Below are 14349 nucleotides of genomic sequence, written 5' to 3'. Positions count from 1 at the left end.
ACAACGAAGTCGCCAAATCCGTGAATGGCGTCAAGCTCTATGATAAGACCTATTTCAAAAACAGCCTGCTGAAGTCGATCCAGACGCCGAACGGCGCCTATTCCTTCGACTATGATGCCAGCCAGCGCTTGACCAAAGCCGTCTCGCTAGGGTATACCATAGAAAACACTTATGAAACCGCCACCGACAATCCGGCAAACGGGTTGCGGACTGCCTTTAAGGAAACGCTCGGCGCCGGCACCTTTACCACACGCTATGCCTATGACAGCCTTCAGCGTCTGACGACGCTGACTGCGCCGGACAACACGGCGTACCAGTACTTCTTCAATGAGAAAAGCCAGCCGGTCCGCCAGGAAAGCCAGATGTCTGTCCAGCTTCATGAGTTTGACGAGGACGGACAGCTCACCGCCCAGACCGTCCTGGCCCGGTCCCCGGTCCAGTACCGCTACGCCTACGACAAGAGCGGACAGGTGGTGTCCTACACCGCCGGCAACAAGACCCACCGGTACACGTATGACGCGTATAACCGGCTTGTGAAATGGCACAACGGTTCAAAAGAGACCCTTTACCACTACGACGCTGCAGGCAACCTGCAGAACCCGCAGGGCCGGACACTATCTTTCAATGCGGCGAACGAAGTAGTGGGCTTTACCTATGACCGGGAAGGAAACCTGTTGGATGACGGACGGCTCACTCATACATGGGACGGCCTTGGCCGGCTCGCCTCCTCCACCGACCGGATCAATGGAAGCCAGGTCAGCTACACGTATCATCCCGACGGACTCCGGAAGACAAAGACTGTGGGAAGCGCAACCCACCAGTATCACTACGACGGCTCGCAGCTCGTCCGCATCACCGAAACCGGCGGCCGCACCGTCTGGTCCTTCACCTGGAACAACAGTAAGCTTGTCCAGGTGACGAACGCCGCCGGCCAGTCGTTTGAGGCCGTGACGAACCACCGGGGCGACGTCGTCCGCCTGATTGACCGGGACGGACTCACCGCCGCCGAATATGACTACGACCCATGGGGCAACCTCGTGTCGCCGGAACCGACCGACGCGCGCATCAAAGGCCAGCCGATCCGCTATGCGGGCTATGTGTATGACACGGAAACGAAGCTCTACTATCTCCAGGCGCGCTACTACGACCCGGCGACCGCCCGTTTCCTCTCCCGCGACCCCGATCCGGGCGATGAGGACGACCCCGTCACGATGAACGGCTACACGTACGCCGACGGGAATCCGGTCATGAACACCGACCCGGACGGCCACTGGGCATGGATGGTCGTCAACGCCGGCTTCGCGGCCTATGACGGCTACCAGGCGTACAAGTCGGGCAAGAGCAAGAAGCAGATTGCGTGGGCTGCAGCATCCAGTCTTATTGGGATTGGAAAGATTAAAGGTCTGACCAAGGTAACTAAAACAACCGGTACCTATATGATCTCCTATAGTAATGGCTACAAATATATTGGGAAAGGAAGCATGAAAAGAGCGAAAAAATCCGCAAAAAAACACCAAAGGAAAGACGGCGCACAAATTACTTCCATTGCTTGGAGGCCGGCAAAGAATTCAAGGGAGGCTTTTATTAGGGGATATAAATTGATGAAAAAACATGGTTTTTATTTGAACAGTAGTAGAAACCTCAAAAAGAAGGGCCATAGATTATACAATAAAATAAGCAGCCCGGGTAGAAAATATCATTATCAAGATTACGGAAAATATTAATTAGGAGGATGCAAATGTGGAAATCCATCACATTGATTTATGATGAAGTCCCTGCAAATGAGTTTTTAGGGTTAGACTTAAAAGGAGGAATTAAAGATTCTCTTAATTTTGAGGAAATAAAATATATCTATCTGGATTCTTATAAAGAGGGTTCAAAAAGTAACTTTTACGATTTCAAACGTTTTAAAAACCTTTTGAGCGTTGAATTAGATTTTACGAATATAAAGGACTTTGAAGATTTCGAGGAATGTAGCCGCTTAAAACGAATCGGCATTGCCTATGCAAGGAATCTTCAATCATTCAATGGGATCAGCCAGCTTTCTGAACATTTAGAGGTACTCAAAATAGAAAAAGCAAAGAGAATTGGTTTGGAAACTGAACTGTTTGAAATGAAGGAGCTTCGAATTTTAAGTCTAGTAGGAATCAGCCCTCTTGAGAACCTGCAGTTTTTAAGACAGTTCCCAAAGCTTGAGAAATTTATTTTCGTTGATACGAACGTTCTAGACGGGGATATGACTCCGCTCCTGGAACATCCGTCCCTTCAGTATGCGGGCTATATGGACAAGCGGCACTACAATATCAAAAGCGACGAGATGGAGCGTCTTCTTAAAGGAAAGAATGGAGGAAATCAAGATGTTTCCAAATGATGAGGATGGACAGGTTTTGCAAATGCTCAAGGAAGAGGGAGTGGATTTTGATATTCCACAACCAGTGGAATTTGCAGTGGCCTGTCCGGACAAGCGGCGTGCAAAGAAAATCTTAAAAGCGATCAAAAGAGAAGGGATTACGGCTGAATTGGACGAAGACGAGGGGGAGTGGAGTTGCTACGCGGTGGTAGTGACTCATCTTGACCATGCGGCGATCGTGGAAATGCAAGAACGCCTTGATCAAATTGCCGCCCCTTTTGATGGCCGCTCAGACGGCTGGGGCGTCATGGTGATTCCGGAGGACTGAACGGCCATGGCTTGAATGATTAGCCTTAAGCGGAAATCCATTATGTATAAATGAGCGGACCGGCTGGCGCGCAGGAAGCCAACCGGTCCGTTTTTTACAATGCGGTTAATTATTCTGTCGAAGATGAGCATTTGAAAGACTGGGAGACGTCATGAAGGAAGAACTTAGCCCATGTTGACTTTAATATGTTGAGACGTGCGGTATACGAAATTTAAAGCAATAAAACTTTCGGGTTTTTCTCGCTGACGCAGGATGAAAACAACGCAGGAAGGCCGCATTCATTATTAAGGGGAAGGATTGCCGCCCTGTCCTTTCAAACCATCAAATTCTTCGTTAGAATGGAAATAGTCATAAGTTGCATGAGGGGGAGAGGCAAGTGACGATCCAGACGATGAAAAACACGACGTTCCCCGTGCCTTCCTGTGAGGAATGGCGCGAGGCGGCGGAAGCCTCGCTGAAAGGGAAATCGCTTTCAGCGCTTGAAACAGATACACCGGAAGGCATCACGTTGAAGCCGCTTTATACGGCGGAAGATGTTCCCGACGGTTCGGAGTTCCGGATTGACGCCATCCGCAACGGGATGAAACAGGCGGACTGGATGATCCTTCAGGAAGTGCGGACGACAGATCCGGCGGAATTCCTCAGAAAGACGAAGGAAGCACTTGCGCGCGGTAACGGGGCTGTCGTCTATACGGGCGGCTGGACGGCGGAGGCGGATAAACAGGTGACGGATCAGCTCGCCGAACTAATCAAGGAAGTGCCTGTGCACGTGTGCTGCAGCCCAGATGATCCGTTTCTTGCGGTGTTCGGTGCGGTGGATGAGGCGGACCGTCATCTGGTCACCGGGTTTGCCGATGTGGAGCGGACGGCGGACTTGTCCCGCCTGTTCCCGGGAATCCGGACGATCGCTGTCGACACCGGTTCAGTACATAGCAAAGGCTCGGATGCGGTCACGGAGCTTGCAGTCGCCCTGTCGGAAGCGGCGAAGATCTCGGAATGCGAGGACGATTTCGGGGCTTTCTCGCGGCAGCTGTTCTTCACGTTTGACGTCGATACTCATTTTTTCACCGAAGTTGCGAAGCTTCGAGCGTTTCGGCTGCTTTTTGAAGCGTTTGCCGCAGCATATGGCGTGAAGGACCCGGCACCCGTCCCGGTCATTGCTCGGACCTCGTTGCGCACATTCACTCTTGCCGACCCGTATGTCAACCTGCTGCGCGCGGGCAACGAGGCGTTTGCCGCAGCAGTCGGAGGGGCGGATGCACTCGTTGTGTCGCCGTTTGACACATTGACCGGCAGCACGGCATTCTCCGAACGGCTCGCCCGTAACATCCAGCTCATCCTAAAAGACGAAGTCCATGCAGACCGCGTGCTGGACCCGGCAGGGGGCTCCTATTATATCGAAACGCTGACGGAAGCCTTATACCGGAAGGCGTGGGAGCTCTTCCTCGAATTCGAGCAGAAAGGCGGCATCGATGCGGTCACCGCTGACGGAACACTAGGCGGACTGCTAAGCGAAAAGAAAGAAGCGCGTATCCGGGCGCTTTCCGGAAGGGCGGAATCCCTGATCGGAACAAACATCTACGCCGATCCTGAGGAGACGATCACGGAACCTTCGGCCGCCGCGACAGATCGCTTTGCGGAACCGTTTGAGGGAATGCGCCTTGCGCTGCAGGGCAAAACCGTCCACTTGCTCCGTTTCGGGGCGCTCAAAGACGTCAAGCCGGTGTCCGACTTTACGGCCGGGGTGCTCGCGGTCGGCGGCATCCGCCCCGAGCTGTCTCCGCTGTTTGACAGCACGGAAGATGCGCTTGGCTATGTCCGGGGGAACGCGGTCGGCTATGCGGTCGTCTGCGCGCCGGCCGCTCAGGCGGAAACGGTGGTCGCCGGGTTGCTACGGGACAAGCCGGACGGGCTGACGCTCGATGCGGCCGGACGCTTTGAAGACGAGGCGGCGTTGCTGGAAGCCGGGCTGTCCGGATTCTATCGGCGCGGGCAGGACATCCTCGCCAAGCTGGAAGAGCTGAAAGGGATTCTCGAAGGGGGTACAGAACATGAACAAGCCTGATTTTTCAAAGGTGGACCCATCCGCGGTGCTGAAGGGATCGACCCGGGCAGCGGAGGCCGCAGCGCCTGTGGAGTCCTATGAAGGAATCCAGATCAAGCCGGTTTATTCAGAAGAGGATCTGGACGGGCTTTCGCATCTGTCCGACCTGCCGGGCATCGCGCCGAACACACGCGGACCGTATCCGACGATGTACGTGTCGCGCCCGTGGACCGTCCGGCAATACGCCGGCTTCTCCACCGCGGAGGAGAGCAACGCGTTCTACCGGCGGAACCTCGCGATGGGCCAGAAAGGGCTGTCGGTCGCATTTGACCTCGCGACCCACCGGGGTTACGACTCCGATCATCCGCGTGTGTCCGGTGACGTCGGAAAGGCGGGCGTTGCAATCGATTCCGTCGAAGATATGAAGATCCTGTTTGACGGCATCCCGCTTGATCAGATGTCGGTGTCGATGACGATGAACGGCGCGGTCATCCCGGTCATGGCGTTTTACATCGTGGCGGCCGAGGAACAGGGCGTTCCGCCCGAAAAACTGGCCGGCACGATCCAGAACGACATCCTGAAGGAGTACATGGTCCGCAACACGTACATTTATCCGCCGGAGATGTCGATGCGGATCATCGCGGACATTTTCGACTACACGTCGAACCACATGCCGAAGTTCAACTCGATCTCGATTTCCGGCTATCACATGCAGGAAGCGGGCGCGACCGCGGACATCGAGCTCGCCTATACGCTCGCCGACGGACTTGAATATGTGCGGACGGGCCTTGCGGCGGGCATCGATATCGATTCATTCGCCCCGCGGCTCAGCTTTTTCTGGGCGATCGGCATGAACTACTTCATGGAAGTCGCCAAAATGCGGGCCGCGCGCCGGATCTGGGCGCAGATGATGAAGTCATTTGATCCGAAAAATCCGAAGTCGCTCGCGCTCCGGACCCATTCTCAGACGTCCGGCTGGAGCCTGACCGAGCAGGATCCGTTCAATAACGTCACGCGGACGCTGATTGAGGCGAACGCGGCGGCGATGGGGCATACGCAGTCGCTCCATACGAATGCGCTTGACGAGGCGATTGCGCTGCCGACCGATTTCTCGGCACGCATCGCTCGCAACACACAGCTGTTCCTACAGGAAGAGACGCAGATGACGAACGTCATCGACCCGTGGGGCGGGTCTTATTACGTGGAGAAGCTGACGGATGAGCTGATGGAAAAGGCCTGGGCGCTCATCGAAGAAATCGAGGAGCTCGGCGGCATGGCGAAGGCGATCGAGACCGGCGTTCCGAAGATGAAGATCGAGGAAGCCGCGGCGAAGCGCCAGGCGCAGATCGATTCGGGTGCCGAGTCGATCATCGGCGTGAACAAATATCGCCCGGACGAGGAAGACCCCATCGAGATCCTCGACATCGACAACACGGAAGTCCGGCGCAAGCAGATTGAGCGGCTCGAGAAAATGAAGGCGGACCGCGATGAGGCGGTCGTCCGCATGGCACTCGACAAGGTGACAGACGCGGCGAAAAGCGGGGAAGGGAACCTGCTGGCGCTGGCCGTCGATGCGGCGCGGACCCGTGCGTCGATCGGTGAGATTTCCGATGCGATCGAGAAGGCGTCCGGCCGTCATAAAGCGGTCATCCGCTCGATCAGCGGCGTATACAGCACGAACTACTCGGACTCCGAAGCGATCCGGGAAGTGAAGGAAATGGCGGACGAGTTCCTTGAAAACGAAGGCCGCCGCCCGCGCGTCATGGTCGCCAAGATGGGCCAGGACGGCCACGACCGGGGAGCGAAAGTCGTCGCCACTGCATTCGCGGACCTCGGCTTTGACGTCGACATCGGCCCGCTGTTCCAGACGCCTGCAGAAACGGCGCTCCAGGCGGCGGAGAACGACGTGCATGCGGTCGGCGTCAGCTCGCTTGCGGCCGGGCACAAGACGCTTATCCCCGAACTCATTGCGGAGCTGAAGAAGCTCGGCCGCGAGGACATCGTCGTCTTTGCAGGCGGCGTCATCCCGGCGAAGGACTATGAGTTCCTTTACGAAGCGGGCGTCGCGGCGATCTTCGGACCGGGCACCGTCATCCCGGTTTCCGCCCAGAAAGTGATCGAGTCGATCTACGAAGGCCTCGGCTACGAGGCGACATCCGATTGACGGAACGAAGCGGCGGGGAAGAGTTGCGGACCGGGGGCGGTGTACCGCCTCATGACGGCATGTCCGCTTCTCCCCGCAGGAAATTCGTCAAGCGGAAGCGGCCAGTCCCGGTCGGTGATATCGAAGCCGAGATCCGGAGCGGCTCCCGGCTAGGGCTCGCCAGGGGGATCACCCTGCTCGAAAGCCGTTCACCGGATGACCGGGCGGCGGCTCAGGAGCTGCTGCTCGGCCTGCTTCCGGAATCCGGGAACAGCATCCGGATCGGCATCACCGGCGTACCTGGTGCCGGCAAGAGCACATTCATCGAGGCGTTCGGCCTCACGCTCGCAGAGGCCGGCCACAAAGTCGCGGTGCTCGCGATCGATCCGAGTTCGACCGTCACCGGCGGCAGCATCCTCGGCGACAAGACGCGGATGGAAGAGCTGGCCCGGCACCCGAACGCGTTCATCCGGCCGTCCCCGTCGTCCGGAACGCTCGGCGGTGTCCACCGGAAAACCCGGGAAACGATGCTGCTGTGCGAGGCGGCGGGCTATGACATCATCCTGATCGAGACGGTCGGCGTCGGGCAGAGCGAGACCGCGGTGCGCGGGATGGCGGATTTCTTCCTCCTGCTCGTGCTCACCGGAGCGGGCGACGAGCTCCAGGGCGTGAAAAAGGGGATCATGGAGCTGGCGGACGGGATCATCGTCCACAAGGCGGACGGCGACAATGTGCTCGCCGCCAAACGGACGGCGAGGGAGTACAAGCAGTTCCTCCGGATGCTGCAGCCCGCAACACCCGGCTGGCAGACATCGGTCGTCCCGGTGTCGTCGATCGTTCCGTCGGGCCTTGAAGGCGTCTGGGAGACGATCTCCCGGTTCAAGGAACAGACGGGCGCATCGGGGCAATGGGAAGCCCGGAGAAAGGCGCAGCTGAAAGAGTGGTTCCGCGAGGCGATCGAGGACCGGCTCATCGAAAGCTTTTTTGCCGCGCACGGCCGGAAAACGCAGGTGGCCCGGTTAGAGGAGGAAATTCTGCACGGCCGGCTCACCGTCACGGCGGCGGTTGACGACCTGTTCAGCGAATGAAGCCCGGCCTTTTGCAGTCCGGTGGGCAAACTGGTAAAATGCGAATTGAAAGAACCGAAAGGGGAATGTGAACATGAATATGGATATGAACCTGTTCATGCAAGATATGATCCGCCAGGCGCGGAGCGAAATGGAAGCTTCCGGCTACGAGCAATTGGAGACTCCTGAAAAAGTTGAAGAAGCCATGAAGCGCGAAGGCACGACACTCTTCATGGTCAACTCCGTATGCGGCTGCGCAGGCGGCATCGCGCGTCCGGCAGCGGCGCACGCGGTCCACTATGACAAGCGTCCGGATCACCTCGTCACGGTCTTCGCCGGCCAGGACAAGGAAGCGACGGCACAGGCACGCATGCACTTCGGGGATGACCACCTGCCATCGTCCCCGGCATTCGTCCTCATGAAAGACGGCAAAGTGGTCGGCGAAGTGCCGCGCCACGAAATCGAAGGCCACGACCCGATGTCGGTTGTCGTCAACCTTCAGGCCCAGTTCGAAGAAAACTGCGAAGAGCTTTAATGCAAAAAAGGAGAACCGGACACCCGAGGGTGGATCCGGTTCTCCTTTTTGTGTTTTTGCCGTGGGCTTGTGGCCGAGTGAGCCGCTGTTGGGCGTGAGTAAGCCGCAATCTCGCCCGAGTGAGCTGCTTTTGGGTCCGAGTGAGCCGCAATCTTCCCTGAGTGAGCCGCTTTCGGAAATAAGCGGACATCTCGCCGCACCGCTCTAAGATTTAGATGGCGAAGCTCAGGCCGAACACGACCATGGACAGGACCATGAGGGCGATCATGATGTAAATGACGATTTTTTGGATTCGTTTATTGTTCACGTTCAAACTCCTCTGTAGATGATGCATCCATTCTAAGGTTTTTCCGGTGTTTGCGCAATATATAGAGATTTCTCCTTTAACGCGGTACAATTGAAGGCGGATACAAAAAGGGGGCATGAGGAAATGAAGCGCGTGGATCATATCGGCATTGCCGTCAAGAGCATCAGCGAAACCTTGCCATACTACACGGAGACGCTCGGCATCCCGCTGCTCGGGACGGAAGATGTGCCGACGCAGGGACTCAAGGTGGCGTTCCTCGATGCCGGCAACGTCAAACTGGAACTGCTGGAGCCGGTTTCAGAAGACAGCGCCGTTGCCAAGTTTCTCGAGAAGCGGGGGGAAGGCGTGCATCATATCGCCTTCGGGGTGGCCGACATCCAGGAGCGGATGAACGAGCTGAAAGAGCACGGCGTCCGGCTGTTGTCGGACGAGCCACGTCCGGGTGCAGGCGGGGCGCAGGTGGCGTTCATGCATCCGAAATCTTCATTTGGTGTGCTCTATGAGCTCTGCGACAAATCCGGAAAGCAGGAGTGACCCGACATGGATATCTACGAAAAAATCAATGAACTGTATGACAGGAAGCGTAAAATTGAACTGGGCGGCGGAGACGAACGGATCGACAAGCAGCACGAAAAAGGCAAGCTGACCGCGCGGGAGCGGATCGATCTGCTTCTCGATGAAGGCACGTTCGTTGAGCTGAACCCGTTCGTCTCCCACAGAACCCGGGATTTCGGCATGGACAAGATGGAAGGACCCGGGGACGGCGTCGTCACCGGCTACGGAAAAGTGAACGGCCGTCCGGTGTACCTGTTCTCGCAGGACTTCACGGTGTTCGGCGGGGCGCTCGGCGAGATGCATGCGATGAAAATCGCGAATGTGATGGACCTGGCGGCGAAAAACGGCGCCCCGTTCATCGGACTGAACGACTCGGGCGGCGCCCGGATCCAGGAAGGGGTCGTGTCGCTCGACGGCTACGGCGAGATCTTCTACCGGAACGCCATCTATTCCGGCGTCATCCCGCAGATTTCCGTCATCCTCGGACCGTGTGCAGGCGGGGCGGTTTATTCCCCGGCGATCACCGATTTCGTCTTCATGACGGACGAGACGAGCCAGATGTTCATCACCGGCCCGAAAGTCATCGAAACGGTGACCGGCGAGAAGATCTCCTCCGAAGACCTCGGCGGATCGAAAGTACATAATGCAATCAGCGGGAATGCGCATTTCCGCGGGGCGTCCGAACAGGAAGTTCTGGAAGATGTCCGGCGGCTGCTTTCCTACCTGCCGCAGAACAACAATGAAATGCCGCCGCGCCTTGAGGCCGACGGGGAGAAGGATGACCGGCCGGATCTGGCGGATGTCGTTCCGTTCGAGACGATCCGCCCGTATGACGTGCGCAAGGTGATCGATGAAGTCGTCGACGAAGATTCATTCATGGAAGTCCAGCCGGAGTTTGCGCGCAACATCGTTGTCGGCCTTGCGCGGATCAAGGGTGAAGTCGTCGGCCTCGTCTGCAACCAGCCGAAGGTGATGGCGGGCGGGCTCGACATCGATTCATCCGACAAGGCGGCGCGGTTTATTCGCTTCTGCGACTCGTTCAACATCCCGATCATCACGTTCGAGGACGTGACAGGCTTCTTCCCGGGCATCAAGCAGGAGCACGGCGGCATCATCCGCCACGGTGCGAAGATCCTGTATGCCTATTCCGAGGCGACGGTGCCGAAGATGACGGTCATCCTGAGGAAGGCGTTCGGCGGCGCGTATGTCGCCCTTAATTCGAAATCGATCGGCGCGGATGTCGTGTATGCGTGGCCGAACGCGGAAATCGCGGTGATGGGGCCGGAAGGGGCGGCGAACATCATTTTCGCCCGCGAAATCGCGAACAGCGACAATCCGGAGGCGACCCGAGCGGCGAAGATCGAGGAATACAAGCAGAAATTCGCAAACCCGTACGTCGCGGCGAGCCACGGCATGGTCGACGACGTCATCGATCCGCGCGACACCCGGATCAAGCTGATCCAGGCGCTCGACATGATGCGCAACAAGAAAGAAGACCGGCCGAAGAAGAAACACGGCAATATTCCGCTCTGATGCGGGGAACGGACGCACCGGCAGCTCTTCGGCAACGGTGCGTCCTGTTGTTTTGACACAGAAAGGAGAATGCAGCATGGCACAAAGCAGGCTTGTAGATGAATTCATGGAGCTCGTGCAAATCGACTCCGAAACAAAACATGAACAGGAAATCGTCGGGGTGCTGAAGGAAAAGATGGAGGCGCTCGGCTTTGAAGTGGAAGAAGACGACTCCGCCGCACGCTCCGGCCACGGGGCCGGTAACCTGATCGCCACGCTGAAAGGCAGCGTCGAAGGGGCTGACCGGATTTATTTCACCTGCCATATGGACACGGTCACCCCCGGCAAGGGCATCCAGCCGCAGCTGAAGGAAGACGGCTTCATTTATTCTGACGGCACGACGATTCTCGGGGCGGACGACAAGGCGGGGCTCGCGGCACTCTTTGAAATGATGCGCCGGGTGAACGAAGAGAACATTCCGCACGGCGACATCCAGTTCATCATCACGGCGGGCGAGGAAAGCGGGCTCGCCGGTGCCCGGGAGCTGTCGCCGGATGCGATCCGGGCCGACTACGGCTATGCGGTCGACTCGGACGGCAAAGTCGGCGGCATCGTCACGGCGGCGCCGTACCAGGCGAAGCTCGAAACGGTGATCAAGGGCCGCACGGCGCATGCCGGTGTGGCGCCCGAAAAAGGCGTCTCCGCCATCACGATCGCGGCGAAGGCGATCGCCAACATGTCGCTCGGCCGGATCGATTCGGAAACGACCGCGAACATCGGCCGCTTCGAAGGCGGACAGGCGACGAACATCGTCTGCGACGAAGTGAAGATCCTTTCGGAAGCCCGCTCGATCGACAAAGCCAAACTCGACGAGCAGACGGAGCACATGGTCCGCACGTTCGAACGTCAGGCGCAGCTCATGGGCGGCTCCGCGGAAACCGATGTCAAGCTCATGTATCCGGGCTTCTCGATCGGCGAAGAAGCGCCGGTCGTCCGCACCGCGACGGACGCCATCCGCAAAGTCGGCCGCGAACCGAAGCTGATGACGAGCGGCGGCGGAAGCGACGGCAACATCTTCAACGGCTTCGGCGTTCCGACCGTCACGCTGTCGGTCGGCTACGAAGAAATCCACACGACGAACGAGCGCATGCCGGTCGAAGAACTCGAAAAGCTGGCGGACCTGCTTGTGGAAATCGTCAAAGAAGCAGCGAAGCAGTCATAAGAAGCCAACATAAAAAGCGGGCCGCGCGCCCGCTTTTTCCATGCGGTTTTTGTGCAACGCGTGCCGCCGTTGATATAATGGAAGAAGAACGGGAGGTGACGGGATGGCAGGCAGCGGACAGCACAGGGGAAGAATCATCTTTCATATCGACATGAACTCCTTTTTCGCTTCCGTCGAGCAGGCGCATGATCCGTCGCTGAAGGGCAAGCCGGTGGCGATCGCCGGGAACCCGAAGGAGCGGCGGGGCATCGTCGTCACCTGTTCCTATGAGGCCCGGGCGTACGGCGTCTATACGACGATGCCGGTGTGGGAAGCCCGGAAGAAATGCCCGGATCTGATCGTCATCCCGCCCGACCATAACCGGTACAGGGACGCATCGAACGCGATGTTCCGGCTCCTGGCCACATTCACCGACCTGATCGAACCCGTCTCGATCGACGAAGGCTATCTGGACGTGACCGAATCGGATTGGCCGGGCTCCGCCGTCTCGCTGGCGGAGGAGATCCAGCGCCGGGTGCTCACGGAACTGGATTTGCCGTGCTCGATCGGCATCGCCCCGAACAAGTTCCTCGCAAAGACGGCGTCCGACATGAAGAAGCCGATGGGCATCACAATCCTCAGGAAGCGGGACGTGCCGGCCGTGCTCTGGCCGCTTCCGGTCATCGAAATGCACGGAGTGGGAAAAAGCACCGAAGAGAAATTCCGGACGATCGGAGTCCGGACGATCGGCGAACTCGCCGCCGCCCCGGACGGCATCCTGAAGGAGAATCTCGGGAAGCGCGGCCATTATCTGAAACAGCGGGCGAACGGGATCGACTCCCGCCCGGTAGATCCGGAGTCGGCAAATGAACGGAAAAGCGTCGGCGGATCGGTGACGCTGCCGTTTGACGAAACCGATCCCGAAGCGCTGAAGAAGACGCTGCGCGGCCTTTCCGAGAAAGTCGCCATCCGGCTCGGCAGACGGGAACTCGCGGGAGACGTCGTCATTTTGCAGATCCGGGATGCGGACTGGGTGAATCATACGCGAAGCCGGACGCTCACGAATCCCGTTTATTCGGAAGAGGCGATCTTCCGGGAAGCGGAGGCGCTGCTTGACCGGCACTGGGAAGGACAGCCGGTCCGTCTGCTCGGCGTGACGGTCGGCGGGATCGTCGACCGGGCGGAAGCGACGGAGCAGCTGTCGATCTTCAGCTATCAGAAATACGCAAAAGAAGAACCGGTCCTGAAGGCGCTCGGCGACCTGGAACAAAAATTCGGCAAAGGGGCGGTCACCCGGGGCATCCGGGACGGCAACCCCGGAGGAAAGTAGGGAAGGCCATGCAGATACAATTTTTGGGGACGGGCGCCGGCATGCCGTCCAAACAACGAAACACGAGTGCGCTTGCGCTGAAGCTGCTCGAGGAGCGGGGGACGTTCTGGCTGTTCGACTGCGGCGAAGCGACGCAGCACCAGATTCTCCACACGACGCTGAAGCCGAGAAAGCTCGAGAAGATCTTCATCACCCACCTGCACGGCGATCATATCTTCGGCCTGCCGGGTCTGCTCGGCTCAAGGGGATTTCTCGGCGGCACGGAGCGGCTCGATCTGTACGGACCGCCCGGACTGAAGGAGTGGATCGACGTGACGCTCAGGATCAGCCGGACGCATCTGAACTACGAGCTGGAGATCCACGAGACGGAAGGCGGCCCCGTGTTCGAGGATGAAATGTTCATCGTGCGCGCGCTTCCGCTCGATCACGCCATCCCGAGTCTCGGCTACCGGATCGAGCAAAAACCGCTCCCCGGCAAGCTGCTGATCGGTCGGGCAATGGAAGCCGGCGTGCCGAAAGGGCCCCTTCTCCGGGAACTGAAGGAAGGCCGCGATGTGCAGCTTCCGGATGGCCGGACAGTCCGGAGCGCAGACGTCACCGGCCCTCCGCAGCCCGGATTCACGGTGACGATTCTCGGCGACACCCGGCTCACCGGCAATTCGGTCGAACTGGCACGCGGTGCGGACATCGTCGTCCATGAAGCGACGTACGACGCGGACACCGCCCATCTGGCCGGACCGTACGGCCATTCCACGATCCGGGATGCGGCACGGGTCGCCGCTGAAGGGGACGCCAGGGCACTGATCGCCAACCATATCAGCGCGCGCTTCCTGCCCGAAGACGCCCGCAAGCTGGCAGACGAGGCCGCCGACCTGTTTCCGGTCGTCGAAATCGCGGAAGACCTTTCGGAATTCGAATGGAAAGACGGGCAGCTGAGACGGCTGCCGTAGGGAACGATTGGACAGGGGGGATCTGAA

The 14349-nt window shown here is 58.5% G+C and carries 13 protein-coding genes; 12 read left to right on the top strand and 1 reads right to left on the bottom strand.

The window, feature by feature from the left end; translation table 11 throughout:
* Positions 1 to 20 precede the first annotated feature (20 nt).
* The 7 genes from BN1189_RS13075 to BN1189_RS13045 all read left to right on the top strand — a co-directional run bounded on the left by BN1189_RS13075 (position 21) and on the right by BN1189_RS13045 (position 8467).
* The gene (locus BN1189_RS13075) at positions 21 to 1724 is read left to right on the top strand and encodes an RHS repeat domain-containing protein (protein ID WP_052455859.1); all 1704 of its coding nucleotides are present in this window, start codon (positions 21 to 23) and stop codon (positions 1722 to 1724) included.
* A gap of 14 nt (positions 1725 to 1738) precedes the next feature.
* On the top strand, positions 1739 to 2371 hold the full coding sequence (locus BN1189_RS13070; RefSeq protein ID WP_052455858.1) for a hypothetical protein: 633 nt from the start codon (positions 1739 to 1741) through the stop codon (positions 2369 to 2371).
* A complete protein-coding gene (locus BN1189_RS13065) occupies positions 2358 to 2678 on the top strand; it encodes a ribonuclease E inhibitor RraB (RefSeq protein ID WP_052455857.1) in 321 nt (106 codons plus the stop codon). Before BN1189_RS13070 ends, BN1189_RS13065 begins: the two co-directional genes overlap by 14 nt.
* Before the next feature lie 376 nt (positions 2679 to 3054).
* The gene (locus BN1189_RS13060; RefSeq protein WP_052455856.1) at positions 3055 to 4743 is read left to right on the top strand and encodes a methylmalonyl-CoA mutase family protein; all 1689 of its coding nucleotides are present in this window, start codon (positions 3055 to 3057) and stop codon (positions 4741 to 4743) included.
* Positions 4730 to 6886 carry a methylmalonyl-CoA mutase gene (gene scpA / locus BN1189_RS13055; protein WP_040228663.1) on the top strand — a complete coding sequence of 719 codons (2157 nt, stop codon included), beginning with the start codon at positions 4730 to 4732 and terminating at the stop codon, positions 6884 to 6886. Before BN1189_RS13060 ends, scpA begins: the two co-directional genes overlap by 14 nt.
* Before the next feature lie 59 nt (positions 6887 to 6945).
* The gene (meaB, locus tag BN1189_RS13050; RefSeq protein ID WP_082194273.1) at positions 6946 to 7953 is read left to right on the top strand and encodes a methylmalonyl Co-A mutase-associated GTPase MeaB; all 1008 of its coding nucleotides are present in this window, start codon (positions 6946 to 6948) and stop codon (positions 7951 to 7953) included.
* 73 nt (positions 7954 to 8026) lie between these two features.
* The gene (locus BN1189_RS13045) at positions 8027 to 8467 is read left to right on the top strand and encodes a BrxA/BrxB family bacilliredoxin (RefSeq protein WP_040228661.1); all 441 of its coding nucleotides are present in this window, start codon (positions 8027 to 8029) and stop codon (positions 8465 to 8467) included.
* Positions 8468 to 8678: 211 nt separating this feature from the next.
* On the opposite strand, the gene prli42 is transcribed toward BN1189_RS13045, so the two are convergent.
* Positions 8679 to 8774 (bottom strand): stressosome-associated protein Prli42, encoded by a 96-nt coding sequence (gene prli42 / locus BN1189_RS16190; protein ID WP_179860956.1) that lies wholly within the window; start codon positions 8772 to 8774, stop codon positions 8679 to 8681.
* Between the two features lie 123 nt (positions 8775 to 8897).
* On the opposite strand from prli42, the gene mce reads away from it, so the two are divergent.
* From mce to rnz, 5 genes are all read left to right on the top strand, one after another.
* A complete protein-coding gene (gene mce / locus BN1189_RS13040; protein WP_040228659.1) occupies positions 8898 to 9308 on the top strand; it encodes a methylmalonyl-CoA epimerase in 411 nt (136 codons plus the stop codon).
* A gap of 6 nt (positions 9309 to 9314) precedes the next feature.
* A complete protein-coding gene (locus tag BN1189_RS13035) occupies positions 9315 to 10862 on the top strand; it encodes an acyl-CoA carboxylase subunit beta (RefSeq protein ID WP_040228658.1) in 1548 nt (515 codons plus the stop codon).
* 76 nt (positions 10863 to 10938) lie between these two features.
* Positions 10939 to 12063, top strand: a complete 1125-nt coding sequence (locus BN1189_RS13030) for a M20/M25/M40 family metallo-hydrolase (RefSeq protein ID WP_040228657.1) — start codon at positions 10939 to 10941, stop codon at positions 12061 to 12063.
* A gap of 103 nt (positions 12064 to 12166) precedes the next feature.
* Positions 12167 to 13372 (top strand): DNA polymerase IV, encoded by a 1206-nt coding sequence (locus BN1189_RS13025; protein WP_040228655.1) that lies wholly within the window; start codon positions 12167 to 12169, stop codon positions 13370 to 13372.
* A gap of 8 nt (positions 13373 to 13380) precedes the next feature.
* Complete coding sequence (gene rnz, locus BN1189_RS13020) at positions 13381 to 14322, top strand: ribonuclease Z (RefSeq protein WP_040228654.1); 942 nt, start codon at positions 13381 to 13383, stop codon at positions 14320 to 14322.
* The last annotated feature ends 27 nt before the right edge of the window (positions 14323 to 14349 follow it).

It is taken from the genome of Bhargavaea cecembensis, assembly GCF_000826125.2.
Lineage (GTDB): Bacteria > Bacillota > Bacilli > Bacillales_A > Planococcaceae > Bhargavaea > Bhargavaea cecembensis_B.
The sequence above is the reverse complement of the archived record's forward strand: the minus strand, read 5'-3'. Positions and strand labels throughout refer to the sequence as shown.

Coding starts and splice junctions, on each gene's coding strand:
- BN1189_RS13025 (WP_040228655.1), top strand. CDS start 12,167: ATGGCAGGCAGCGGACAGCACAGGGGAAGAATCATCTTTCATATCGAC.
- mce (WP_040228659.1), top strand. CDS start 8,898: ATGAAGCGCGTGGATCATATCGGCATTGCCGTCAAGAGCATCAGCGAA.
- BN1189_RS13035 (WP_040228658.1), top strand. CDS start 9,315: ATGGATATCTACGAAAAAATCAATGAACTGTATGACAGGAAGCGTAAA.
- BN1189_RS13070 (WP_052455858.1), top strand. CDS start 1,739: ATGTGGAAATCCATCACATTGATTTATGATGAAGTCCCTGCAAATGAG.
- BN1189_RS13030 (WP_040228657.1), top strand. CDS start 10,939: ATGGCACAAAGCAGGCTTGTAGATGAATTCATGGAGCTCGTGCAAATC.
- scpA (WP_040228663.1), top strand. CDS start 4,730: ATGAACAAGCCTGATTTTTCAAAGGTGGACCCATCCGCGGTGCTGAAG.
- meaB (WP_082194273.1), top strand. CDS start 6,946: ATGTCCGCTTCTCCCCGCAGGAAATTCGTCAAGCGGAAGCGGCCAGTC.
- BN1189_RS13045 (WP_040228661.1), top strand. CDS start 8,027: ATGAATATGGATATGAACCTGTTCATGCAAGATATGATCCGCCAGGCG.
- BN1189_RS13065 (WP_052455857.1), top strand. CDS start 2,358: ATGTTTCCAAATGATGAGGATGGACAGGTTTTGCAAATGCTCAAGGAA.
- rnz (WP_040228654.1), top strand. CDS start 13,381: ATGCAGATACAATTTTTGGGGACGGGCGCCGGCATGCCGTCCAAACAA.